The 25,902-nt window shown below is 38.8% G+C and carries 21 protein-coding genes, 8 tRNA genes and 1 riboswitch; of the genes, 26 read left to right on the top strand and 3 right to left on the bottom strand.

Annotated features, from left to right (window positions below; genetic code table 11):
- Nucleotides 1–9: 9 nt before the first annotated feature.
- Complete coding sequence (kynU, locus tag LCM09_RS00370; protein WP_404800773.1) at nt 10–1,287, bottom strand: kynureninase; 1,278 nt, start codon at nt 1,285–1,287, stop codon at nt 10–12.
- A gap of 166 nt (nt 1,288–1,453) precedes the next feature.
- On the opposite strand from kynU, the gene LCM09_RS00365 reads away from it, so the two are divergent.
- From LCM09_RS00365 to LCM09_RS00295, 15 genes are all read left to right on the top strand, one after another.
- Nucleotides 1,454–1,538 (top strand) — tRNA-Leu (locus LCM09_RS00365).
- Between the two features lie 6 nt (nt 1,539–1,544).
- Nucleotides 1,545–1,621, top strand: a tRNA-Arg gene (locus LCM09_RS00360).
- A 22-nt stretch (nt 1,622–1,643) separates the two neighbouring features.
- Nucleotides 1,644–1,720, top strand: a tRNA-Pro gene (locus LCM09_RS00355).
- Nucleotides 1,721–1,733: 13 nt separating this feature from the next.
- Nucleotides 1,734–1,810 (top strand) — tRNA-Met (locus LCM09_RS00350).
- A 22-nt stretch (nt 1,811–1,832) separates the two neighbouring features.
- Nucleotides 1,833–1,917, top strand: a tRNA-Tyr gene (locus LCM09_RS00345).
- A gap of 3 nt (nt 1,918–1,920) precedes the next feature.
- Nucleotides 1,921–1,995, top strand: a tRNA-Gln gene (locus LCM09_RS00340).
- A gap of 4 nt (nt 1,996–1,999) precedes the next feature.
- Nucleotides 2,000–2,073, top strand: a tRNA-Gly gene (locus tag LCM09_RS00335).
- A gap of 85 nt (nt 2,074–2,158) precedes the next feature.
- Nucleotides 2,159–2,232, top strand: a tRNA-Arg gene (locus LCM09_RS00330).
- A gap of 178 nt (nt 2,233–2,410) precedes the next feature.
- Nucleotides 2,411–2,493: riboswitch (ZMP/ZTP riboswitch) on the top strand.
- A gap of 44 nt (nt 2,494–2,537) precedes the next feature.
- The gene (locus tag LCM09_RS00325) at nt 2,538–3,383 is read left to right on the top strand and encodes a bifunctional 5,10-methylenetetrahydrofolate dehydrogenase/5,10-methenyltetrahydrofolate cyclohydrolase (RefSeq protein ID WP_224877877.1); all 846 of its coding nucleotides are present in this window, start codon (nt 2,538–2,540) and stop codon (nt 3,381–3,383) included.
- A 138-nt stretch (nt 3,384–3,521) separates the two neighbouring features.
- Nucleotides 3,522–4,262, top strand: coding sequence for an SDR family oxidoreductase (locus LCM09_RS00320; protein WP_224877875.1), 741 nt, complete (start codon nt 3,522–3,524; stop codon nt 4,260–4,262).
- A gap of 381 nt (nt 4,263–4,643) precedes the next feature.
- The gene (locus LCM09_RS00315) at nt 4,644–6,131 is read left to right on the top strand and encodes an AbgT family transporter (protein ID WP_224879998.1); all 1,488 of its coding nucleotides are present in this window, start codon (nt 4,644–4,646) and stop codon (nt 6,129–6,131) included.
- Between the two features lie 21 nt (nt 6,132–6,152).
- Nucleotides 6,153–7,337 carry a M20 metallopeptidase family protein gene (locus tag LCM09_RS00310; RefSeq protein WP_224877873.1) on the top strand — a complete coding sequence of 395 codons (1,185 nt, stop codon included), beginning with the start codon at nt 6,153–6,155 and terminating at the stop codon, nt 7,335–7,337.
- Nucleotides 7,334–8,653, top strand: a complete 1,320-nt coding sequence (locus LCM09_RS00305; protein ID WP_224877871.1) for an amidohydrolase — start codon at nt 7,334–7,336, stop codon at nt 8,651–8,653. Before LCM09_RS00310 ends, LCM09_RS00305 begins: the two co-directional genes overlap by 4 nt.
- The gene (locus LCM09_RS00300; protein ID WP_224877869.1) at nt 8,647–9,894 is read left to right on the top strand and encodes a M20 family metallo-hydrolase; all 1,248 of its coding nucleotides are present in this window, start codon (nt 8,647–8,649) and stop codon (nt 9,892–9,894) included. The genes LCM09_RS00305 and LCM09_RS00300 overlap by 7 nt, the downstream gene beginning before the upstream one ends.
- A gap of 86 nt (nt 9,895–9,980) precedes the next feature.
- Complete coding sequence (locus tag LCM09_RS00295; protein WP_224877867.1) at nt 9,981–11,285, top strand: hypothetical protein; 1,305 nt, start codon at nt 9,981–9,983, stop codon at nt 11,283–11,285.
- 24 nt (nt 11,286–11,309) lie between these two features.
- Here the strand turns inward: LCM09_RS00295 and LCM09_RS00290 are convergent, their stop codons facing one another.
- Entirely contained in the window at nt 11,310–12,377 is a 1,068-nt protein-coding gene (locus tag LCM09_RS00290; RefSeq protein ID WP_224877865.1) for a DUF3900 domain-containing protein, read from the bottom strand.
- A gap of 227 nt (nt 12,378–12,604) precedes the next feature.
- On the opposite strand from LCM09_RS00290, the gene LCM09_RS00285 reads away from it, so the two are divergent.
- The 9 genes from LCM09_RS00285 (at nt 12,605) to LCM09_RS00245 (ending at nt 22,109) form a co-directional block, all read left to right on the top strand.
- Nucleotides 12,605–14,092, top strand: a complete 1,488-nt coding sequence (locus LCM09_RS00285; RefSeq protein ID WP_224879996.1) for a UDP-N-acetylmuramoyl-L-alanyl-D-glutamate--2,6-diaminopimelate ligase — start codon at nt 12,605–12,607, stop codon at nt 14,090–14,092.
- A gap of 106 nt (nt 14,093–14,198) precedes the next feature.
- Complete coding sequence (locus LCM09_RS00280; protein ID WP_224877863.1) at nt 14,199–14,801, top strand: trimeric intracellular cation channel family protein; 603 nt, start codon at nt 14,199–14,201, stop codon at nt 14,799–14,801.
- A 386-nt stretch (nt 14,802–15,187) separates the two neighbouring features.
- Nucleotides 15,188–17,728 (top strand): KAP family P-loop NTPase fold protein, encoded by a 2,541-nt coding sequence (locus LCM09_RS00275; protein WP_224877862.1) that lies wholly within the window; start codon nt 15,188–15,190, stop codon nt 17,726–17,728.
- A gap of 116 nt (nt 17,729–17,844) precedes the next feature.
- On the top strand, nt 17,845–18,114 hold the full coding sequence (locus LCM09_RS00270) for a hypothetical protein (protein ID WP_224877861.1): 270 nt from the start codon (nt 17,845–17,847) through the stop codon (nt 18,112–18,114).
- 85 nt (nt 18,115–18,199) lie between these two features.
- The gene (locus tag LCM09_RS00265; protein WP_224877860.1) at nt 18,200–18,421 is read left to right on the top strand and encodes a hypothetical protein; all 222 of its coding nucleotides are present in this window, start codon (nt 18,200–18,202) and stop codon (nt 18,419–18,421) included.
- A gap of 469 nt (nt 18,422–18,890) precedes the next feature.
- Complete coding sequence (locus LCM09_RS00260; RefSeq protein ID WP_224877859.1) at nt 18,891–19,478, top strand: NUDIX hydrolase N-terminal domain-containing protein; 588 nt, start codon at nt 18,891–18,893, stop codon at nt 19,476–19,478.
- Between the two features lie 77 nt (nt 19,479–19,555).
- Nucleotides 19,556–19,915, top strand: coding sequence for a hypothetical protein (locus LCM09_RS00255; RefSeq protein WP_224877858.1), 360 nt, complete (start codon nt 19,556–19,558; stop codon nt 19,913–19,915).
- Between the two features lie 560 nt (nt 19,916–20,475).
- On the top strand, nt 20,476–20,745 hold the full coding sequence (locus LCM09_RS00250; RefSeq protein ID WP_224877857.1) for a hypothetical protein: 270 nt from the start codon (nt 20,476–20,478) through the stop codon (nt 20,743–20,745).
- 794 nt (nt 20,746–21,539) lie between these two features.
- Nucleotides 21,540–22,109, top strand: a complete 570-nt coding sequence (locus LCM09_RS00245) for a hypothetical protein (protein WP_224877856.1) — start codon at nt 21,540–21,542, stop codon at nt 22,107–22,109.
- Between the two features lie 138 nt (nt 22,110–22,247).
- On the opposite strand, the gene LCM09_RS00240 is transcribed toward LCM09_RS00245, so the two are convergent.
- Nucleotides 22,248–22,598 carry a winged helix-turn-helix transcriptional regulator gene (locus LCM09_RS00240; RefSeq protein ID WP_224877855.1) on the bottom strand — a complete coding sequence of 117 codons (351 nt, stop codon included), beginning with the start codon at nt 22,596–22,598 and terminating at the stop codon, nt 22,248–22,250.
- 319 nt (nt 22,599–22,917) lie between these two features.
- Here LCM09_RS00240 and LCM09_RS00235 point away from each other — a divergent pair, with 319 nt between their 5' ends.
- Nucleotides 22,918–23,277, top strand: coding sequence for a DoxX family protein (locus LCM09_RS00235; RefSeq protein ID WP_224877853.1), 360 nt, complete (start codon nt 22,918–22,920; stop codon nt 23,275–23,277).
- A 757-nt stretch (nt 23,278–24,034) separates the two neighbouring features.
- Entirely contained in the window at nt 24,035–25,555 is a 1,521-nt protein-coding gene (locus tag LCM09_RS00230) for an AbgT family transporter (protein WP_224877851.1), read from the top strand.
- Nucleotides 25,556–25,902: the final 347 nt, after the last annotated feature.

Raw genomic sequence — 25,902 nt, 5'->3', positions numbered from 1 at the left:
TTTATACGTTTAAGCAATGATATTTCGATTATTCGAGTATTGTTCATACTTTTTGGAATCCATGATTTCCTCAAGTATATGTACAACGTTCCATACATCCTCGAATGAGGTATACAGGGCGATCGGCGCTAAACGAATAACGTTAGGAGCTCTGAAATCTGGCACCACACCGCTATTTTTCAATGCCTTACATATTCTCGCAGCTTCTGGGTGTTCTAAACAAACGTGTCCTCCGCGTCTATGGTCTTCATTAGGATTTGCTATCGTGAATCCATAATCAAGTAACTTCTCGTTAGTTAAATCCATTAAGTATCTCGTAAGTTTCAGTGATTTTTCACGGATATGATGAATTCCTGCTTCAGAAAATATCTCAAGAGACCCAATTAATGTAGACATACTAAAAATATGAGGCGTTCCAATTTGGAAAGCTCCCGCTGACTGAGCGTGGTCAAGGTCGTGACTCATATCGAACTGCACATCTTTCTTTGAACTAAACCAGCCTGCGAGACCAGGCTTCTGACCAAGATGTTTTTCGTGAACATAAAGCCCACCTACTCCACCTGGGCCGCTGTTCAAATATTTGTAGGTACACCAAACAGCAAAATCGACACCCCATTCATGTAAATCATGTGGGATAACACCGATCGAATGGGCAAGGTCAAAGCCAATGACAATATCCTTTTCGTGTGCTGCTTTTGTTATTTTTTTGATGTCGAGTAACTGACCACTACGATACAGAACAGAAGGGAGGAGGATTAAGGCGACCTCACACGTCATCTTATTTATGATGTCGTCCTCATTAATCGTTCGACCATCCGAACTATTTACTTGAATAAGGTGTTCCTCAGGGTCAAGTCCATGCAACTCTAGTTGTGCTTTAATCGCATAAATATCTGATGGGAAAGTAAGTGAATCGGCGAGTATTTTCATTTTGCTGCCTTGTGGCTTATAAAAGGTAGATAGCATCTGATGGAGGTTTGTAGTGATGGATCCAGTCGTTATTGTTTCTTCTTCCTTTGCTCCGATAAGTGGGGCAGTCATCTTACCAAGCTCTTCTGCCATATAGAACCATGGTTGCTTGGCATCTGTCCAGCCGTTTATTCCATGAGTTTTCCAATCCTCCATAGATTGTAGAAGTGCTGACTCAGCTCTTTTTGAAAGAAGGCCTAGAGAATTACCATCCATATAGATGGAATGCTCAGGTGTGTAAAATTCATCTTTAAAGCCGTTAAGATGATCATTACGATCTAACTCTTTTGCATGATAAATGGACTGTGGTACACTCAATTTATTCAGCTCCTTTACTTACATAATCGTATTGTAAAGAAAGAGAAGCTGTCAACGCTTACATAAGAAGCTCGAAAAGCTATTAAATTTTCTTAGAATAATGATTGACTTTAATCCTTTAGCAGTGTTAATATATTAATTGTCGCCGAAACGAAAGAAACCACATGCGGGTGTGGCGGAATTGGCAGACGCGCTAGACTTAGGATCTAGTGTCTTACGACGTGGGGGTTCGAGTCCCTTCACCCGCACCAATATATGCGCCCGTAGCTCAATTGGATAGAGCGTCTGACTACGGATCAGAAGGTTAGGGGTTCGACTCCTCTCGGGCGCGCCAATACATAATTTAGTGATACGATCGGGAAGTAGCTCAGCTTGGCAGAGCACTTGGTTTGGGACCAAGGGGTCGCAGGTTCAAATCCTGTCTTCCCGACCATCACACTTCAAGTGGCGGTGTAGCTCAGCTGGCTAGAGCGTACGGTTCATACCCGTGAGGTCGGGGGTTCGATCCCCTCCGCCGCTACCATATCATCTAATAATTTGATCGTGGAGGGGTAGCGAAGTGGCTAAACGCGGCGGACTGTAAATCCGCTCCCTCAGGGTTCGGCGGTTCGAATCCGTCCCCCTCCACCATGTTGGGCTATAGCCAAGCGGTAAGGCAACGGATTTTGATTCCGTCATGCGCTGGTTCGAATCCAGCTAGCCCAGCCATCTTGCGGGTGTAGTTTAGTGGTAAAACCTCAGCCTTCCAAGCTGATGTCGTGGGTTCGATTCCCATCACCCGCTCCATTACATATTTTTATTTAAAGGTCTTTTCCATTAAGGAAAAACATGATATACTAACTTTCAGTTATTGTATCACTCATACTACCATGCGCCTTTAGCTCAGCAGGATAGAGCAACAGCCTTCTAAGCTGTGGGTCAGAGGTTCGAATCCTCTAAGGCGCATACCTCTAAACCTCTGAACGGGTAAACTGTTCAGGGGTTTTATTTATTGTTTTGAATAAAGAAGAAATAGAAAAAGACGAACGATGTATGTGTGGAGTGGTTTATCATTAACTTTCTAAGGTGTTTTAAAGGGTTTCACTTGATTTTCACACCTCATATGCTACTATATCCGTAGAAACCTTATTGCAGTAACTGACGACACATGTGGAAGTAACCACAAGGGAGCTGTAATGAATAAAGCCGGTCGTCTGGGCGAAGAAATGAGAAACCCTTATTTCTTAACACTGTCTAGGAGGAATCGATAAATGACACAAGACAAGCTATTAGATGGGAAAGCAGTAGCAAATCGAATTAAAGATGTGCTGAAAGAAAGAGTGGAATCCCTTAAGGTTCACGGTGTTACGCCCAGCCTCGCAACGATTCTAGTTGGAGATGATCCGTCTTCTGAAACGTATGTACGAATGAAGGGGAACGCTTGTGAGCGTATTGGAATCTTATCGAAGAAGATTCATCTTCCGGAAGATACAACGACAGAGACGCTACTCGAAACAATTGAAGAATTAAACCGTGATTCATCGGTCCATGGCATTTTACTTCAACATCCTGTTCCATCTCAAATCGACGAACGATTAGCTTTTGAAACGATCGCGATCGAAAAAGACGTAGATGGCGTAACGAGTGAGGGATATGGTCAGACAGCTCTTGGTTTTGGAACTTATCCTTCTTGTACACCTGCTGCTATCATGAAGATCATGGAAGACTACGACATAAATCCGGAAGGAAAGCATGCAGTTGTTGTAGGTAGAAGCCCTATTCTTGGTAAGCCCGTAGGTGCACTCTTATTAAATCAAAATGCTACTGTGACGACATGTCATTCTCGTACGGCTAACTTGGCCTCGCACGTTAAGCAGGCAGACATTGTGGTTGCTGCAGTTGGGAAGCCTGAATTCATTAAAGGTGAATGGATAAAAGAGGGGGCAGTCGTACTTGACGCTGGCTATAACAAGGGAAACATCGGTGATGTTGAATATGAAACTGCAAAAGAAAAGGCGTCTGCCATCACACCAGTACCAGGAGGAGTTGGCCCTGTCACGATTGCGATGCTGCTAAAACACACCGTAGATTCAGCAGAAAGATCGATTCCTCAATAATCGAAAACTCGGGATAGCTCCCGAGTTTTTTTATTATGAATTGAAATGATGGCACACTTCCTGAGCAGGTTACTCAATGATTGGGGAATACTGTGTTAGTCTCGTAGTGTGAGATCATATTTTGAAAGGGGAATGAAAATGAAACTTGAAGGTAAAGTCGTCCTCGTAACAGGAGCAAGCAGCGGTATAGGTGAAGCGATTGCTAGACACCTAGCTGACGAAGGAGCGAACGTTGTGCTCGCAGCACGCCGTGAAGAAAAGCTAACGGACCTCGCTCAGTCTTTGAATGACCAATCAAATGGTAAAGCTCTCGTTGTGAAAACCGACGTAACAAAAAAGGAAGATATGGAAAACTTGGTACAACAAGCGAAGGATACATACGGCAAAGTTGATATGATTATTAACAATGCTGGTGTGATGTTGCTTTCGTTTATGAAAAATGATGAAGTTGATCAGTGGACTCAAATGGTTGATGTTAACATCAATGGTGTTCTTCACGGTGTTCACGCTGTCTTACCAGATATGTTAAAGCAAGAGAGTGGACATATCGTTAACGTCTCTAGTGTTGCAGGACACGAAGTATTCCCATCAAGTAGTGTATACAGCGCAACGAAGTATGCTGTTAGAGCACTTTCAATGGGGCTAGAAAAAGAACTTTCTAAAACTGGAGTACGTGTAACAAACATTTCTCCTGGTGCTGTTGAGTCAGAACTGACAAATCATATCACGGATGATGAAGTGCTAGAAATGTTTAAAGATCGTGCATCTTCAATGAAGAAACTTCAGGCTGAAGATATCGCGCGTTCAGTAGTCTATGCTGTCACACAGCCTGATTACGTGAATGTGAATGAAGTAGTCGTTCGTCCGATGCAGAAATAAGCTAGCGAACATAAGCTAGAACCCAATGAGAATTCATTGGGTTCTTTTTTGTTTCCGAAAACTTCCAAAAAAAACGGAAGTATCGAATAGCAATAACGAAGGCGTACCCAACCCCTCCCGTTTATTCAACTATGGATTGAAATATTCTGAAAAAATTAACACGAATATACGTGCTATAACACTTGAGCTGAATGCATTCGTAAATAGAAGGTTAGGTTTTCTCTCAATAAATTTTCTGAAAAATGCTTTAATAAATAGCTAAAATGCGTTAGTGTATTTATTAACGGAATAAATAAGGAAAATGTCCGAAAATAAAGAGGGGGAATGGCCTTGAGCTTACATGACCAGAAAGATAGCTATGAAGTTGAAAAGAAGTCGATCGTGTCAAAGATTCTTGATGGAGTGGAACGAGCGGGAAATAAACTACCTCATCCTTTTATGCTGTTTGTTTATTTATCAGTTGGAATCATATTATTATCATTTGTCGTAAGTTTGTTCGATGTTGAAGTGGTCCATCCAGGTACGAAAGAGGAAGTGGCGATTAAAAGCCTAATGTCCGGTGAGGGACTTTCGTATATCCTGACTTCTATGTTGACGAACTTTACTGAGTTTAAGCCGCTTGGGCTTGTGTTAGGAATGATGCTAGGAATTGGTTTGGCGCAGAAAGTCGGTTTAATTCAGACATTTATGAAGAAAACGATTATCAATGCACCACCACGTTTTGTAACCTATGCTGTTATTTTTACAGGCGTTTTAGGTAACCTTGCTTCGGATGCAGCCTTTATTATCGTCCCACCGATTGCGGCGATGGTGTTTCTAACTCTTGGAAGGCATCCGATAGCAGGTCTTGCTGCTGGGTTTGCTGGAGTTGGTGCCGGTTTTACAGCGAATATTATCATCGCGGGTACAGATGCACTACTCTCTGGAATCTCAACAGAAGTTGCAAAGAACATCAGTGATGACCTTGTCGTAACGCCAGTAGATAACTGGTATTTCATGTCTTTCTCAGTCATCATGCTGATGGTTGTGGGTGCTTGGGTAACTGAGAAAATCGTTGAACCGAAACTAGGAAAGTACGAGGGAGAAGTAACAAAAGAATTAGAGCAAGTTACGAAGATTGAATCGAAAGCATTGCGGAATGCTGGGATCGCTGGCGGAATCTTTCTCACTATTCTTGCGTTAGGAATTTTTCTACCGGGCGCACCGCTTAGTAATGAAAACGGCGGTTTGATTCCTTCTCCATTCTTAGATGGAATCGTTCCGATCATCTTATTTCTATTCATTACTGTTTCGGTTGCCTATGGAGTTACAGTCGGCAAGATAAAAGGGACAAGTGATGTTCCGCGCTTCATGGGTGAATCAATGAAAGATATGTCTGCATTCATCGTGCTTATTTTCGCAGCAGCACAATTTATTGCTTACTTTAACTGGAGCAATATAGGCGTTTGGATTGCGGTATCAGGAGCAGAATTCTTACAAAGCATCAATATGACAGGATTACCTGTTATCGTTGGTTTTATCTTCTTAACAGCCATTTTGAATCTATTTATATTCAGCGGATCTGCTCAGTGGGCATTGATGGCACCGGTGTTTATTCCGATGTTTGCCTTACTGGACTTCAACCCAGCATTTGTGCAACTAGCCTATCGAATCGCAGATTCTTCAACAAATATCATTACACCACTCAATCCTTACGTTCCTATGGTGCTAGCATTTATGAAAGAATACGATAAGAAAGCAGGGTTCGGTACGTTGTTCTCTGTCATGCTACCGTATACTGTAGTATTTCTTATCATATGGACAGCAATCTTTATCATGTGGACCTTACTTGGCCTTCCGATCGGACCAGGAATTCACATGAAACTATAAAAATTACTCGGAGCTGATGGTATGAAATTTGAACTTAGCAACGATCTTGTGCAAGAAATCATTAAAATGAGAAGACATCTTCACAGAAACCCTGAAGTGAGTGGAGAAGAACAGAATACGGCAAAGTTTATATCTAGTAAATTGAATGAATATGGCATACCGTTCGTATCGGGAATTGCAGGGAATGGCATTAAAGGTATTGTTGATGGAGGGAAATCCGGTCCAACAGTAGCGTTAAGAGCTGATATCGATGCACTTCCGATCAACGAGAAAACCTCTTGTGAATTTAAGTCCAATAACGATGGTGTCATGCATGCATGTGGACACGATGCCCATACCGCTATGTTACTTGGAGCTGCGAAACTATTAATTGAACGAAAAGAACAAATAAGCGGCAGAATCCTATTGGTGTTTCAACCTTCTGAAGAAAATGCTCCAGTTGGAGGGGCGCAACCAATGATGGACGATGGGCTATTTGATGATGATGAACCAGATGCAATATTTGGCCAACATGTTTGGCCAGACCTCCCTGTTGGCCAAATCGGAATATCTGATCGAGAGATGATGGGTGCATCTGATCGGTTCAAGGTTACGTTTAAAGGGAAAGGTGGGCATGCCAGCATGCCTCACCAAACGACTGATGCCATCATGATCGCGAACACTGCAATCATGCAACTGCAATCGATCGTTAGTCGAAACATCGATCCACTTCAATCAGCTGTATTAACAGTGGGTAAGATTGAAGCAGGGTATCGCTATAATGTTATCGCGGATAGAGCGGTAATCGAAGGCACGATTCGGACGTTTGATCCAACAGTGCGGAAACAAATGAAAGAACGATTTCACCAGGTTATCAAAAGTAGTTCTTCTGCAATGGGTGGAGAAGCGGTTATCGATTATGTCGAAGGCTATCCAGCAACAATCAATCATGAGCGTTGGGCAAAACGTGTCAGGGAAACTGCGAGGAAACATTATGGGGAAGAAGCTGTGCCTTCTGTTAATCCTTCTCTTGGAGGAGAAGACTTTAGTAGATATCTGAAACAATATCCAGGAGCCTTCTTCTGGCTAGGGGTAATGCCAGATAATGAGAAACCTTTTCCACTCCATGATCCGTATTTCGAATTAAATGAAAAAGCACTAACACTCGGAGTAGAAATGCTTGCAAATGTTGCTATCGATGCATTAGAGGAGTTGAATGTAACGTGAGCAACACTTCCAATATTAAACTAAGTGAAGCTGAAGAGAGGGACCTCATTTCCTTACGGAGGGAATTTCATGCCTACCCTGAATTGGGATGGACTGAATATGTGACAACGTGGAAAATTGCAAGGGCTTTTAAAAACACATCGTTTTCTTTGAATGTTGGCCGTGATTCCATAGACCCTAGTGCGAGAATGGGTGTTCCAACACTTGAACAAGTCGCTTGTGAAGAAGAGCGGGCGAGAGCATATGGTGTTCCAGAAGAACTAATGGAGAAGATGGATGGTGGGTGTACTGGATTAGCAGCAGTACTCGATACTGGGAAGGAAGGTCCTCATATTTCCCTTCGCTTCGATATCGATGCATTACCGATTCAAGAAGACCAATCACATGTTCATGTTCCCTTCGAACGAGGCTTTTCTTCTAGTCGAAACAATGTGATGCATGCCTGTGGCCACGATGGTCATACTGCAGTTGGAGTTTTTCTTGCGAAGTACTTGGACCAGGTAAAGGATCAATTGATTGGAAAAATCACCATATTATTTCAGCCAGCTGAAGAAGGCGTCCGCGGTGCCAAAGCGATGGTAGAAAAAGGCTTGCTTGATGAAGTCGATTATTTTATAACAGGTCATATCGGAATTCTAGAGGAACGAAACACAGGTGAAGTAACCACTTGTACTGGAGGATTCCTCTCTACTTCAAAATTAGATATCGAATTTAGTGGAAAGAGTGCACATGCCGGGAAAGACCCTGAAGCAGGCAGTAATGCATTGTTAGCAGCAGCTACTACAGCACTCCATCTTCATGGAATATCGAGGCATAGCGAAGGTGCAACTAGAATTAATGTAGGAAAGCTAAATGGTGGTCGAGGGAGAAATGCCATTCCTGATCATGCAAAGATGGAAGTAGAAACAAGAGGTGAAACTTCGAATCTAAACCGCTATATGGTAGAAGAATTAGAGCGAATCGTTCACGGAACTGCTCATATGTACAACGTTGAAGTTGATTTTAAGATGGTCGGACATGCGTCTTCATCAGAAAGCGATCATACCTTGTCGGAAACAATCCAAGCTGTCTTAAACCATTCAGAGCGCGTTCATACAATTCATAATTACGGAGAACTAGGTGCTTCGGAGGATGCTACACTCATGATGGATAAAGTGAAAAAGGCTGGAGGTAAAGCCGCATATCTGTTATTTGGAACAGAATTAACGGAAGGCCACCATCATCCTTCATTCGACTATAGCGAATCTACATTAGCTATTGCGGTAGAAACTTATATAAACACGATCTTGAAATTACAGGGGGAGTATAGATGTTAAAGGTCGATGAACAGTGGTTATCTGATATTACTTATCAGGTGAATTGTACAGATACCTTACTCAAAGAAGAAGGGTTCACAAGGCTTGGGTTCAGTAAAGAAGAAGAAAAAGCGATCCAGCAGTTCACAGAAATTTCAACGAACGTCGGATTGCATACGAGAAGTGATGAAGCGGGGAATGTGATTGCGAGATGGGAAGGTGCTAGCCCTGATGAGGCCCCCATTGCAATCGGCTCACATCTAGATACTGTAAAGCATGGTGGTGGTTTTGATGGGGCTGCTGGTGTTATTTGCGCACTAAGCGCTATCAAAACCCTTAAGGATAATGGTTTTACCCCATCTGTACCAATCGAAGTGATTTGCTTCAGGTCAGAAGAGTCCTCAAGGTTTGGCGTTTCTACGATCGGGAGTAAAGCGATGTCTGGTCGCCTCGACATGGATGCGATCAAGGATATAAAAGATGAGCATGGTACAACGGTGCAAAAAGCTGTGGAAGAAGTAGGCTTGACGTGGAGTGATTTTGAAAAAGCTGAACGGTCGGAGTCAGATCTAAAGCAATTTATTGAACTTCATATCGAGCAGGGGACGCGAATTGAAAAGGCAGGCGCTTCATTTGGGATAGCAAGAGCAATTGCGTGTCCTGTCAGACTTTCGATTAAGCTCTTAGGAAAAGCTGGTCATACCGGAACGACTCCGATGGATAATAGACGAGATGCTCTGTGTGTAGCTGCCCCGTTAATTTCGTATGTTTCAGAAGAGGCAAGTAGGCGATCTGTAACGAACGAGTACCCTGTAGTAGCAACAGTTAGTACGCTAACTGTAGAACCGAACGTAATGACAGTCATACCTGACACTGTTCATTTAGGAATCGATATCAGAAGTGTTGATGACGAGCTCAAGAGAGAGCTTGCAGAAGATATCAAAAAGAAAATGAACTCACTCGCAAATGAAAGCAATGTAGAATGTCAGATTGAAACCCTTGTAGATGACGATTCAGTATTCCTCGATCCAGAGACGTTAAAGAAAGTAAAACAAGTCGGAGAAGGTCTTGGATACAAAGGGTTCGATATGGAAAGTGGAGCTGGTCACGATATCATGAATATGGCTCATAAATGGCCGACAGCTATGCTTTTCATTCCTTGTAAAGATGGAGTGAGCCACCACCCTTCTGAGTATGCGACCGAAGGGGATATGGTCATGGGTGCTGAGATCTTAGCCCATTATTTGAAAAACGAAGCTTAGGAACAATCCCCTTCTATCCTGGAGGGGTTTTTTTCTAGTATTGAAATCTTTGGTATAGTAAAAGAAAAGGTGTTGGAGGGTGTGCGATGAGAACGAAGCTTGGGATTCTCGGACCAGAAGATTCAATCATGAGAATCAAAGAAATTGCAGAAAAAATGACAGACCTTGACGTACTTTATTTTCCTTATGAGCACGCCGGTCAGTCTGAATCGATTATTCGAGAAAATAACCATAAAATTGATCACTGGTTTCTATCTGGACCAGCATTGTATCAATATTTATTAAGAAAAGACTTAATTAATGAAGGGAATGCCAGCTTTCCAGATCTTTATGGAGCGAGTTTGATGGGCTCGATCGTTGAAATGATGACAACATCTCACACCTCAATCAATCGTGTTAGTTTAGATACGATTCAAAAGTCTGAAATGGACCGGGTAAGAAGTGATTTTTCAATCGACAATATAGCTTTCACCTTATATGGACAGCAAGAATTTCTCCCTGCAGAAGATGTCATCACCTTCCACAAAGACCTTTATGAACAAGGTAAAGTAGATGCTGTGATGACGTGTATAAAAACAGTTCATCTTAAAATGGAGGAGCTTGGGATACCATGTTTTCGAATATCTCCGTCTCGACTAGGAATCGAATTAGAACTCAGATACATTAGGGAGTATGGTCAGGCGAACTGGTATAGGAAATCTTCTCTTGGAATTGTAGGTGTAGAAGTAAATGCAAAAAGTCTCCACCAAGAACAACAGTTTTATTCCTACAAGATCAAACAGCAGATCTTGGATCTTAAACGACTATTATTGAATTTTTCTGAGCAAGTTCAAGGCTCTTTCGTTGAAGTTGGAGATGGATTGTTTTTTATCTATTCAACAAGAGGAGAGCTTGAAGTCAGAGAGGATAAATTCTTACCAGCACTCGTTCTAGATGATATGGAAAAACAAACAGGATTGTCTGTTCATCTTGGCATAGGTTATGGTATGACCGCATGGGGGGCGGAACAAAATGTGAGACATGCGCTTCAATTATCGAATAATAACGAGGATAAACAAGCGGTCCTCGTTGATGAAGAAAAGAAAGTAACCCTTTATAAGGACGATGAACGTGTTAGCTACCAAGAACGAATTCTCGGAGACGAATGGAGTGAGAAATTAAAAGAAGCAAAACTCAGCCCTGCAGTCGTCTCTAAACTTTCTTCCTACTACCGTCACTATGGAAGAGAAGCCGTAACGGCAAATGATATAGCTGGATGGTTAAAAAGCTCTGATCGAAATGCGAGGAGAATCTTATTGGAATTAGAACGCTTAAACTTGGCTGCGGTAAAAGGTGAGGAGGCTGCAGGTCAGAGAGGGCGTCCGAAAAAGGTATATGAGCTTTACATATAAGTAAAAGCCAGCGAACGCTGGCTTTTACTGTTCATTCTCATTCTTTTTATAAATCCGCTCTACCACTTCCTGAAGCGTATCAGGCTTATGGAACTCAACTGGAGAAAAACCTTTCTCAAACGTAATCGAATCCGCTTCGATCGCGAGTACATATTTTCCGTTTACTTTCGCAAGGTGAATGGATTCACCAAAGTCAGAAAGCATCGCTTTCACTGACACATGATCAAGTTTCAACTTCCATTCCACATCAGGAGACTGTTCAACGATCTGAGAAGTAGCTTCTACTACCTGTTCTGTGGTAAAGTGCTCCTGTAGTTCTCTTTTCGGACTCGATGCCCATTCTTCCATGACCTGCTCGAATTGTTCCTTTTCATCACTTTCAGGCTGAAAGGTTTCCTGAATGTGCTCCTGAACAATCCCCATCGTTTGCGTTTTGACGATTTCAGGCATCGACTTTTCATATTCAACCCATTTCAAGAAGTCTTCAAAATAACGTGCGTGTGAGGACTGGTGAACTTTTACCTCAGCGCTGTCGATCATGCCTTCTTCTGGCATGTATGGGTATTGGACGGATTTCATATTTTTCGTCGTAATCGCCATCTCTATGTTTTGGATGAGCGTTTCTTCGTTGGTAATGGTTGCCACTTTCGGTTCGAAGTCACATTTCATAATAAAAAGGAAAGGGTCATCGAATAGTTTAGTGAGCTTAGCAGTTGCAACAATCAATACACCACCGCGAATCGCGCTCGTATCGAGGTACATTTGAACGATTTGATCAGCTTCTGATTCGAAGTCGTCAGCAGTTTCAGAGTATCTAGCTCGGTGGAATAAGTTGAAGTTCGGGTTTGAAGTTAATTCGTGCCCAGGCTCAACCATAAAACGTCCGATTTTTGTTGGTGCGCCTTCTGATTTAGCATGACGATCGACTTTTCTTTTCGTAATTTTAGCGAGCTCTCCATCCAGAAAAGATTTGAGAGGGCTATCGTTATATTCTTCTTCATCTAACGTTTGAAAATGCTTATACTGTGCTTCTTCATTTTCCTTAGGACCTTCAACGAGGTAAAAGGATAAATATCTCATAGAAAATTCCATATTATCACCTGTTTTCTTAATACGTTTATCAAGTATAGGCAAGGAACATACATACGTCAATTACTCTCAAGCAAAAATGACCAGTAATTTCTTGATATAGGCTGCCGGGCAGTTGTAAACCATAATAATGTTTAACCCTATTCGGGTTAGGGGAACTAAAGCATAAATATGCAATATAAAATCTTATGATTAAAAGCATTATCTGACAGAAAAAGTGAGGCTACATGATGAATATACAATTTGACCTACTTAATGCCCAAATAAAAGCGATATACGGTCCAACAAATCAAGATATACAAAAGCTTACGTTTCATTCGAAAAATGCGATTGCATCATCATTGTTTTTTGCAATAAAAGGAGAAAATCATGACGGTCACTTGTATATTGAAGATGCTCTTAAAAGAGGGGGAGTCGCTGTTGTAGGCAGCGATCAATCGTTGTTAGAAACGTTATCAGAAAAATATCCTAAAATAACGTTTATCGTAGTGGAAGATGTTCGTATTACGATGGCTCTCTTTGCGAAATATTTTCATAATAGCCCAGATGAAAAATTAAAAACAATCGGCGTCACCGGAACGAACGGTAAGACGACGGTAGCAGCATATGTTAGGTCACTGTTAACCTTACTCAACATGCCCTCAGGGTCTATCGGAACGACCGGTATTTACACATCTGAACATAAAATACCGTATAAAAAGAGTACTCCTACAACTCCAGAGTCAGTAGATCTCCACCATATTTTCAATGACCTTCACAGCGCAGGTGATACTGCAGTTGCAATGGAAGTAACGTCAATTGGACTTGATCAGAAAAGAGTCGAAGGAATAAACTTTGATGTCGCGATTCACACGAATTTGTCTGTCGAGCACCTTGAATACCACAAAACGTTTGAAAATTACAAACAATGTAAGTTAGATTTATTCCGACAGTCACGGACAGCTGTTATTAATGTGGACGATGAAGGGATGGGGCAAGATCTTATCGATTTATTCAGCGGCCCGACTGTCACGTATTCATTACATCCATCTCAGGAAGCCGATCTAAAAGCAGTAAACATCCTTCATGGAGAAACAGGCACTTCCTTTACTCTCCAAGCGAATAATAAGGAATATGACGTCTTTGTTCCCGTATTTGGAGAATACAACGTCGCTAATGTCTTGTCAGCAGTAGGTACAGCGTTGTTATTGGGTTTTAAACTCCAGCGAATCCTCCGCGTACTTGCAAAGCTTGAAAGTCCTGAAGGAAGATTTCAAATCATTGAAGTCCCTCCAAGTCAAAAGATTATTCTGGACTATGCTCATACCCCAGTCGCATTAACGAGACTTGTGGAAGAAGTGCGCAAACTAGAGCACAACAGGTTGATTGTGATGATTGCGGGAATTGGGATAAGGGATTTTGAGAAGATGCCGAAGATGGCAATGGCGATCGAAGGAAAAGCGGATGAAATCATCGTTACTGTCGATCACCCAGGGCACCATGAACCTTCTCTCATTGTAGATAAAGTGATGACAGGATTTGAAAACCCTCAGTCACCACATATTCATCGCACGAATACGAGAGAAGAAGGTGTGATCAAATCTCTTGAGCTCGGTGGTGATGGGGATATCATCCTCCTTACAAGTGGTTGTATTAACGGAGCACAAATCGTTAAAGGACAAGAAATTCCGCATTCTGATGAAGATCTTATTCATTCGTTCTCCTATATGACATCTTAACCCTCCTTGTAGAGGGTTTTTGTGTTTATTTCAATATTTAGTTGAAATAATCGAAAAGGTAACGTACAATTTTATCTTTGAGATTCGTTAGAAAGGACGTAATGGAGTGACCTTTGAAATATTAAATATAATTGGAACTATTGCGTTTGCAGCGAGTGGTGCACTTGTAGCTCTCGAGGAAGAGTTTGATTTCCTCGGTGTCATAGTTCTTGGTCTTGCTACTGCTTTTGGTGGAGGAATCGTACGTAACTTGCTTATCGGTGTTCCGATCCCATCGATTTGGGAGCAGGATAAGTTAATCATGGTAGCGATCGGAACGATCCTAATCCTGTTTGTTTTACCTGCGGGCTGGATCAATTACTATTGGGAAAAATGGGGAAGCTTCTTTGATGCCATTGGCTTATCAGCATTTGCAATACAAGGTGCACTCTATGCCGAAAGTATGGGTCTACCATTCATAGCTGCAATGGTCGCAGCAGCTATGACAGGAACTGGTGGAGGAATTATCCGTGATTTGCTTGCGAGAAGAAAGCCTACAGTCCTCCAAAAAGAAGTGTATGCAGTATGGGCGATGATGGCAGGTTTGTTAATAGGGCTAGGATATCCTCAAGGGTTAACGCCACTCATGATTCTGTTTGGTTCGATCGTGTTTTTACGAATGTTGTCTCTCAAACTCGGTTGGAAATTGCCGTATAGAAGTCTTTCATAGATCGATAATGAATCCAGCATGGATATGCTTATTGGGTTTTGTTATCGTGTACAGAACTTAATATCTCACATAAAATGGAGCACCAAATCACAATGATTTTGGCGCTCTTTTTTTTGTGGTTTTACAATAGTTATAGAGCTGAATTGCATGAGATATGGCATTCTAGATTGGAATCTTACTAATATTCTTTCTCCAAATATAGAAGTGCTATATGAGAGATCTTGTAGGTTACGTGATCGTTCAGGATCGGAATTTATATGGTAAAATATAGGTAGTGTTTATTCAATTAAAGAGCGGGATTGTGGAATAACAAAACTAATTGGTGTAGAAATTAAAACTATCTTCTATTTAAAGAAGATAGTAAAAAGATTGGGGTTAGACGCTAATTGAAAAATGGAGTTGAAAGAGCTAAGATAGTTTTATTTATTACAAGCTTATTATTTGTAGGTTTTATATTATTAGAAAAACTCATTATAAGATTGAAAGACTATAATGTTACAACAGTGATTAAAGATTATTGGTATGTTTTCCCATTCATATTGATTGTTTTAATAATTTCGATAGATGAAGTTAGGAAAAGGAAGTTTCTTAAAAAACTTATTAAACATCCTGTGTTCACATATAAGATAGATTATTGGATTATTTCTTTGTTAATATGCACTTTAGGATATTGGTTATCTTCCAGATATAATCTGGTAGAAGGAGTTCTATCCTCAAAGCATTATCTATTTCTAATACTCTTTTCAATAATATATATTTTATTTATTTTATTTAGATTTTTTTTCATCGCTGAGTTAAAAAATAACTCTAATAGAAATGTAGAGAAAGTATTTTTAGATCAACCAATTAATAATGAGGGTGAAGACATTTTTAAACGCGCTTCATTCGCAAAGAGATTAACAAACATTATAAATAATAATAATGAAAAGGAAAGCTTAGTTATTGGACTTTATGGTAAATGGGGATCAGGTAAAACTTCTGTTCTAAACCTTATTAAGAATGATATTAGTGAAAAAGATAACCTAATATCAGTACCATTTAATCCATGGTACTTTAGAGATGATGAACAACTAATATTACAATTTTTCAATGCATTTATTAACGAAATTGAAAAAGCATTTGGAGGAGGGAGGAGCGAATTAGTTAAAAACTTAGAAGGCTATTCTATAAAATTAGCACCTATAACCTTGAAAATGGGGTTGTTAAATTTTTCATTCAAAGATATTAAGAGGAATAATGAGGACATATTTACTCTTCGGGAAAAAATAGACAGGGATTTAATGGAAGAAGGGAAGAGAGTAGTCGTACTCATCGATGACTTAGATAGGTTAGACAATAAAGAGATTGCATTAGTTTTTAAATTGGTTAAATTAATTGCTGATTTTAAATATATTTCCTACATACTAGCATTTGATGAAGAAATAGTTTCAAAAGCTATAGCCGACAACTATAATCATCAAGGTGAATTAGGTATGTCATTCTTAGAAAAAATAATTCAAATTCCTATACACCTACCTCCGGCTAATAGACAGGAAATTCGTTCAACCCTTCTTGAAGGAATCGAGAAGATACTAATTGAAAATGAAATTAACTTATCTCAAGATGAAATACATAGGTTGATAAGTAATTGGGATCGCTCTTTTGGAAAGCTTAGTTTTACCCTAAGAACAATAAAGAGATATCTAAATTCAATATCTTTTTCAGTTCCTCTAATAAAAAATGAAGTTAATGTGGTTGATTTGTTAGGTATTGAAGGGATCAGAATATTCTTTCCGAAAGTGTACAAGTTTATTTACAGCCATTCAAAAGCATTTTTAACAGCAGGTAGATCTAGAGTTAGAGACCAAATAAATGCATTTGATGAGTACAAACCACTATTGAGTGGGTTGTTTGGTAACTATACTGAGGGTGAAAAATATGCAATTACAATAATAGTTAACGACTTATTCCCGCGTAGCAAATTTCTTTTTACTGGCAATAATACCTATGGTTCCGACTGGGAAAAAAAATGGAGTCTTGAACAAAGAATTTGCTCAGAAGACTATTTTCAAAAGTATTTTCTCTACAACGTCGAGGATGGAAATATTTCTGATCAAGAGTATAATTTGCTTTTAAAAAATCTTCAAGTAGGTGATTTAGTTAAAGTTAATGAATCGATAAATAAAGTTATTGAGGAGAAAGGATTTTCGAATTTAATAACGAAACTTAGATATTTTGAAAATGAATTGTCATCTGAATCAGCTGGAAATTTGTCTATATGCTTAGCTTCTATGGCTTCAAAGATTCCTGATACAGATGAGTTTATGCATATATTTACAAGCATGGGACGAGCAACAAGTTTTGTAAATACTCTTATCTTTTCACAAGAGGAAGATAAACGTTTAGATTTAGCTATCACTGTTATAAAGAAGTCTACCTCTTTAAAGTTTTCTGTCCAAGTATTTTACCTATTAATCCCATCAGAAGAAACGCAAGAGGAAAGATTTACACTTGAAGAAGCAAATATACTAGCACAAGAAATAATCCCTATAATAAAACAGGAAATTGAGAATGAAGACTTTTTAGAAGAAAATTATCCCATTTCAGTTCCAATATTGAACTTATGGTCTCAGTGGGGAGAAGAAAGTGAAGTAAGAGCAGCAATAGGCGTCTTAATCGACCGTGATAAGGGTATAGAAAGGTTCCTAAAGGCATTCACTTCAAAAGGTCAGGAATTAGAAACCGGCATACCTGTTAAAGGATCATTTAACGATTCAAATTATGAAAAAGTTCAAAAATTATATTCAACAGGTGAACTAGCTTCGAAATTATTGGAAACCTACCAAATGCCAAAGACCTATGAAAATGTTATTGAAATGAATTTTACAACTGAATATGAAAAAATCGCAAAGCAATTTCTTTTAATTCATAATAAAAAGCAAGCCTAGATTTTCTCCAGATTTAATTAAACCGTAACTCTAGAACATGCAGGCTAAAAGATGGCAGTGCCAGATTTCATACTAAGGATTGCTTTCGGGGGATGGAAAGGAGAAGAAGGAGGGACTTGAAGTTTATTATTCGAAACATAAAAATCATATTAGCTTTCTTGTTGACCATTTTTACAGCTCTTTTAGACATGGGGATGAGTTCAGAAAAAGACAATACATACTACGGCTTCCCTGCTAGAATTTTAAGTGTATATGGCTATGAGGAAGGGCTATTTAGTTTTGAAATTTGGGGACTTCTATTTAATCTCGCTTTTTTCTACTTATTGATAATGTTTACTGTTAAGTTATTGAGAAGCACTCCTAAAAGAAAGATGGACGAAGACTAAGTTAGAGCATTGATAAGTTATCCTCCTTCCATTAATTCTTCTTCAATTATAGGGAGCGTTGATCTAAAAAGGATTACGCTCCTTTTTGTTTAAGTTTAAAAGAGAACAGGACCAAGGAGTTATAGGTGGAGTATACGCCATTTCTACTTCTGCTGTTTTTGGTACTGCAGTAGCTGGTACCGCTGGAGGTGTGACTGGAGGAGGAGTTGCTTCATTTGGATTATCATGGGGGCAGGAATGGATTTATAACGGATCTAAGCTAACATATAGGGTGATTATTTGTATAAAATTGTTATTGGATTTGTGATTGCTAGTATATTAGGGTTAGTTTTATCAAAAGTATCTTCTATATTCGCAATAATAGCGTTTAGTGCAATTTTAGGATTAGTATTTTATTATGAATTTGATAGATATAGACCTTATCCATGGAATCTTATTGGTGGACTTATTTATCCAATAGGTGTGTCGATAATAATGTTAACTCGATCGGATATCATCTTGATTGTTATTATAGTATTAATGGCTCTTTTTTTAGTTTTAGCTCCTTCCAAAGATTAGTAAGTGAGTTAAAATCTTTAGTGAAAAAAAGTGGGTAATGAAGAAGTAGGAAGCCGACAGAGGATTAATTGAAATTAAATCTATAACTATCATAATACTAAGTCTTCGACAATCGGGAGCGTTAGTCTAGAAGGGATTACGCTTCTTTTTGTTTAATTATGAAAGTGGGCTGGATCTCAGAGATTGCTATTTTAACTATTGAAAGTGAGGATTGAAAATTGAAAAATAGAATTTCCTTATTAGAACAAGTTCGTTCTATTGCGCAATTGGGGTTACGCTATACAAGAGACCCTTACGATATTGAAAGGTATGAAAAGTTACTAGAATTGGCAAGTGAAGAATACTCTGAAATAAGTGATATTAAGGAAAGCATAGTTCTGGAAAGGTTTAAGAATGAACTTGGGCATATCACACCAAAAGTGGGTGTGAATGGTGTCATTTTTTCATCTGACAAAAAAATACTTTTAGAACGTCGAGCGGATGATGGAACGTGGGGAATTATCGGTGGGTGGTGTGATGCGGGGGAGAGTCCCCAAGAATCCCTAAAAAGAGAGTTTCTAGAAGAAACAGGACTAAATATAGAGGTCCAAGATTTAGTAAATATATTTACAAGAAAACCAGAAGATTTTGGGCAGCCTCATACATCCTATCATCCTCTTTTCATATGTGAAACAATTGACGGAAGTCTTCAAAGATCTATAGAAAGTTTAGAACTGAGGTTCCATAACCTTTACGAAGTAGAAAACTGGCATGCAGATCATTTTGAAATGGCAAGAGAAGCATATAAGTTTATAGGCAATTATTAATTTCTGTATTCAACTAAAGGGAGCGTTTGCTTCATAATATTGAAAAGATATAGATAAAAGGGTATGAGGATGAGAACATGTATATGTTAATGAGATATTTAATTGAACATAAAGTGCTTACAATTTCAATGGGAATTATCTCAATGGTGATAGGTATTATTCTTCAAGAATTTTTCTTGAAATTTGAGGCTTATATTCTTAATAATACTCTAACAATATTCTTTATGGGGATAGGATTTAGTTTACTAAGCTTAACTATTTTGGGTGAAAAAGAAGATAAAATAAGTGTAGTCGCAATTAAATCATTCTCACTTTTTTTTCTGATTATATTAGTTAGTAGCATTCTCACAAAAATGAATGTATCTAATGATTCATGGATTAGGTCTATACTTATTGTTTCAGCAGGATTTTTATTGTTTTTGAAAGTTAAGAAATAAATTAAAAGTATTTTATGAAATGTATAAATATTACAATTGTTATTCAAGAATCGGGAGAAACTGAATTAACAATCTATACTTCTTTCTAATACGGAGAATAAGGCTAATAGCAAGAATTACTACTAGCCTTATGATTGTTGAATGCTCAAATAATGAAGTTTTGAATTTCCATATTGTGTTAAAGTTTATTGACATCATTTTAATAGGTTATGTTTGGAACGGAGGTTTTACTTTGTGTGTACAATTTCAAGAACTTGTGTATGATCAAAGCTACTTTACTATCATGTATCTAATCGATTTAAAAGCTGAGGGAGAAATCGAGGATATTATCTAAGCGGCTAGTGACTCTGGTTATTTTGCGCAAGGCTTAATGGAGGTTACAGGGTTTTCTTTTGAAGCGTTGGAAGTGGAAGTGAAAGTAGGGGTAAAGGAGTAGCAAATGAAATTTCTTGTAAAGTACTCTAGTAATAAAACGGAGATTAGTGGTTAATAATACCAGACTAGCAAGAGGGTTCTTCATGTTAAACTTTTTTAGAACACATACTTTTAAGGGGATTTTCATGACACAAGAAATGTTTTGGACTTACATAGGACCGCACTTTTTTATCGTAGTTGGTTTGTTTATACTGTATGCTGCACGTGGGTATACAGAAGAATACCACGAAGAAATGGATTGGGAAAATCAGAACTGGGCAGGTGCAACTTCAAAAAATGTATTAGAGAATGTTCCGTACTGGGTTGTAAAAGGCTTGTTTGCCCTTATGGGATTTGGATTTTTAGGACTATATCTTTATGCGTTTTTCGATGTTATTCTACCCGCACTAACATAACTATTTTTTAACGACCGGGAGCTTATCAAAATGTAGCTCTCTTTTTTATGAAAATAAAGATTGAGTTTAGTAGGGCGTTTTGAAATAATTGGTAAAAGAGACTGAAGAAAGGGAGGAAGCCGTTGAAAAAGATTGAAAGTTCTATCCTTCATCTTTCTTATCTTATGATAGGCTGTAGGGAAAGTAAGTCGATTTGCGCATTCAACTTTCCAACAAATTCTCGGATAATTAGAAAGCGCCAGTGATATATTTACAGAGCGAGATCTGACCAAACACAGGAAAAGCTGCAGACCACTGCATCAGCAAAAAAAACTAAAATCGCACAAAAGAAGCCAGGAAGCTCAAATGCAAGAAAATTAACTCAAAATATAAAGGTTACATTCAATAAAGGGAGCACATGCCGAATAAAAAGATAAGCCATTTATGCAAACGCTCACTTCCAAATCTATCAATAGGAATGATGTAGATGAATCTCTTGGACCAAATAAGATACTTGTATTGGTCGAATTATCAATCTTGAAACTAATCTTGAAACTAATCTTGAAACTAAGTCTTCTAGTATAGGGAGCTTATCCGAAAAGGTAAGGTCCTTTTATATTTCGTAAAGAATTGATAATGTTTAATTTATTTGAAATAATAAACGTTGTTCTTAATGAAATCATGTAAGGTGTGGGAGTGTTTGTGTTGGCTGTAGTAGGTATTTTAGGAATGACACATGATGAAGAAATGGCAGAAAGAAGTATAATTACCCCTTATCCCTGGTCGAGGAGTTAATTAAAGAATTTAATCCTGATGTGATTTGCGGGGAAGTACATCCGGAAAGTTGGAAACTTTATTTAAATGGAGGCGAACCTTTTGGGATCTTAGGAGAAACGCAAAATGAATATCCTAATTTAATTTACCCATTATGTGAAGAGCGGGGTATTGAATTCGTCCCAATAAATTGGTTTGAAGAGGATGTCTTTGAAGAAGAGACTTTTGATAAGTTCGATTACGAAACTAGGGAAAGGTTAGAGAATGAATTAAGCCAATGGAATGATAAGCAACTTTCTACTTGGGATAACGGTAGTATCCCTTTGAACTCACCTGAATACGACACTATTACTAATGAGATGTACACGTGGCTTCAAACTATAAATCCTGATGTTCAGAATATCGTGTGGAACTCCAGGCACTATATTATGCTTGCTAGGGTGAAGAATACAATTGAAAAGTATCCCGATAAGAGAATTCTTTGTATTCATGGTGCTGATCATAATTACTGGTATAATCAATCACTAAAGAAAATTGATAATATCGAGTTAGTGTACCCTTTGTGTAAACTAAGGAATTGTGGGGACGGTTCTGCCGATTCTACTCGATAACAACAGAGAAAAGCCAGGTAGACAATATGTGCCTACCTGGCTTTTCTCTGTTGTTAATTTTGTGTTTTGGTGGTGAAGATATTAGCTGTTAGAGAGCGTGGGAATCAGGAAAACCGTCCCTACTGATTCAGCTCTCGGTTAGTTACTTTTCTCCGTATTATTTTCACCATATATCTTATCTAAGTGCGCTATATGTGATAATCCCCATTCATGCATTGACTCCAAAAGTGGTGTTAAGCCTTTTCCGTAATCAGTTATTGAATATTCAACCTTAGGTGGGACCTGGGGATAGACTTTACGATTAATAATATCGTGATATTCTAGTTCCCTTAATTGAGTTGTAAGCATTTTCTTTGTAATATTAGGTATTAAACGTTGTAGTTCACTAAAACGTAAAGTTCCGTGTTGAAATATATTAAAAAGGATAACAGGCTTCCATTTTCCAACGAGTATATCTAATGCTGTTTCCACTTTGCATTCATGAGACATTTAACTTCCCCCTCTAGGTATCCTTTTGTATACTATGGCACTTTATTGTGCCTACTTCCAAAAAATAGTCCTTGGTTCTATTATAACTATATAGTTAATTCAAAAATAATTCTAGGAGGTAAACGATAAAGGCAAAAGATCGCCAATTACGAAGGTGTAGAGAGTGCTGATTACAATTTTTCGTATTTAGGAAGACCGAATGAATCGCAAAATTGGTGCATAGATTTAGAGAATTGCCTACTTGAGCGGATTCGTTTACATCGTTCGAAAAGGCAAACAAAGCATTAGGAAAGTTTATGAAGGGGGAGTGTAAGTAGTTATGAATATTCTTTTATGGATTGTACAAATATTACTAGCATTAATGTTTTTAATGGTGGGGAGCCAAAAAGTAGTTCAGTCAACTAAAAGAAATGAAGCGGCAGATAATACGGCAAGTCCTTCCAATAACAATTTGTTTGTTTTTATTGGCATTGTTGAAATTTTAGGAGCAGTAGGCTTAATCTTACCCTGGTTACTTAATATTGTTCCTATTTTAACACCGCTTGCTGCAATCGGCATTTCGATTATCATGGTATTAGCAGCCATCCAACACGCAAAGCGTAAAGAAATGAAATCTGTTGTAACCAATATCGTTCTATTAGCATTAGCACTATTTGTAGTAATTGGACGGTTAATTTAATGTAAACCCCTCTCATGTTACTAGTCATGGGGGTTTTTAGAATCAAAGTAAAAAGGTGCGTTTATAGGCTAATTTGAATTTGAGTCTTCAACTAAAGCGAGCAATTGATCAAGAAGCCAATAATATCTGCTTTGGTTAAGAGTGCCTGACCCCGCTGCTAAATAACTGTGAAAGATTAGGGATCAGGGGCTGATATTGTGAAAAGTGAGTTAATAACCGATTTAATAAGTGAGTCCACCCTATGAAGGGATAGGGCTCTTTTTTGGCAGGAATTAGGTCGAATGACCATGGATTACGATGTAAGTACTTTAACAATATAATTACTATTTTTGGAAGTGACGCAATGGACAGAGAGCTGACGAAAGGGAGCATTGATATCTTGATGCTTTCAATCCCGGGTGCAAGCGCATTTCGCTTGTGATTTCCAATACAGAAAATAAACCAAGAATCACTGAAATTTTCAGAAAGAAAATCATTGAATGTGATTCATTTGAAAGATCTTTTTGAGGGGGATTTTCTCCTATAATGGTGCCTGACATCCAAGGCAAAATTCCTTTAAAAGATCGTGGGTTAGGCACCTTCCTCCGTTCCTCATACCTCCTTTGTATTTTTTCGTAATAATAAGAATTTTATATATTTTTGAAAACGTCTTCATTTGTATCGAGTATGCTTTATACTAAAAACGACAGCAATAGACAAAAACGGCTGCGGTACGAATATTCATTGCTGTTTTACAACAAGAGAGGAGGAAATATTATTGATTAAAAAAAGTAAAGGGATGTTTCAAAAAGGATTGGATGCCATTGAATATGTAGGGAATAAGCTGCCCCATCCAATTACACTATTTGCTATCTTAGCCCTATTGGTTGTCCTATTGTCTGCTATCGTTTCTAGTTTTGGGCTGAGTGTAGAGCACCCTGGGGAAGAAGGAAAAATTGTTGAAGTAAACAACCTCCTCAGTGCAGAAGGTATTGAGTATATTTTCTCCAGTATGACCGAGAACTTTATTGGATTTGCTCCTTTAGGGGTCGTTCTAGTGACAATGCTTGGGATTGGAGTAGCAGAAAGAACCGGACTAATTAGTGCATGCTTACGTGGTTTTGTGCTGTCTGTTCCAAAATCATTGATCACTTATGGACTTGTATTTGCAGGTGTCATGTCCAGTGTTGCTTCAGACGCTGGTTATGTAGTATTACCTCCACTCGGGGCTGTCATTTTTGCAGCACTTGGCCGTCACCCATTAGCGGGGCTTGCTGGTGCATTTGCGGGTGTTTCTGCAGGCTTCAGCGCTAACTTGTTTTTATCAGCGACGGACCCCTTATTAGGAGAGTTAACGATTGATGCTGCTGCTATCATTGATCCTGCCTATGCGGCGAATATGAACATAGCGATGAACTACTATTTCATCTTTGTTTCTGTATTCTTGCTAACATTTGTAGGGGGCTGGGTCACAGAAAAGATTGTCGAACCCCGTTTGGGACAATACAAAGGCGAGTTCCGTGAAGATTTAAAGGGATTGGATGCTACAGAAAAGAAAGGTTTGAAATGGGCAGGTATTTCTGTCGCTGTAGCAACCGTTCTTATTGCTCTTTTGATTCTGCCAGCTGGAGCGCCTTTAAGAGGAGAAGATGGAGGGATCATACAATCTCCGTTTATGAGTTCCCTTGTGCCAATTATCACCATTTTATTCTTTATTCCTGGGTTGTTTTATGGCATCGCCGTCAAAAGTATTAAAAATGACAAAGATGTGGCAAACCAGCTTTCTGAGACGATGGCTTCCATGGGGATGTTCATTGTACTTGCTTTTACTGCCGGACAATTTGTAGCTTACTTTTCAGAAACAAATATGGGACTCGTCATCGGTGTTTATGGCGCGGAATTTTTAGAATCGGCCAACCTATCAGGGATCCCATTAATCTTAGGTTTTATTTTAGTGGCCGCTAGCATTAACTTGTTTATTGGCAGTGCTTCTGCAAAATGGGCAATGATGGCTCCGGTATTTGTACCGATCATGATGCAGCTGGGTTATTCACCTGAATTAACTCAGATGGCCTACCGTGTGGCAGATTCTACAACAAATATCATAACGCCTCTAATGACTTACTTTGCTATCATTATTGCATTCGCTCAAAAATACGATAAAAACATGGGAATTGGGACTCTGATTTCTGTAATGTTCCCATATACGGTCTTTTTCCTTGTATCTTGGACACTCATGTTAATTATCTGGATGATGACGGGCATTAATTTGGGACCAGGCTCTCCTATCCACTATTAATGAGTCAACCGAATACTAATCAAAGATCATTCGGTGTATGCTAATTCATTTGCTTAAACTAAGAGAAATTAAGAAAGAGAGCTAAAATTTTTAGCTCTCTTTCTTATATGTTGAAAACAAAGTGAACTTTTCCTTGAGTAATAGCATGTCCTCTTCATCAACAACTATTAGCATCTTCATATGACAATAAGAACATAGAGTCGCGATATATTAGTGGTGTAATGAGGAGGATGTAGGACTTTGAATTAAGCAGAAAGCGAGGGGACAGTTCAAGCGCTTCCGAAAAAGACAATAGAAGTTTGGGGATATCTTGAAATTGAGTTTTGTAAAAACGGGAGCGATAATCT

It is taken from the genome of Guptibacillus algicola, from assembly GCF_020171805.1.
In the GTDB taxonomy this organism is placed as follows: Bacteria; Bacillota; Bacilli; order Bacillales; family Guptibacillaceae; genus Guptibacillus; species Guptibacillus algicola.
This window is presented reverse-complemented; position numbering and strand designations above follow the sequence as displayed.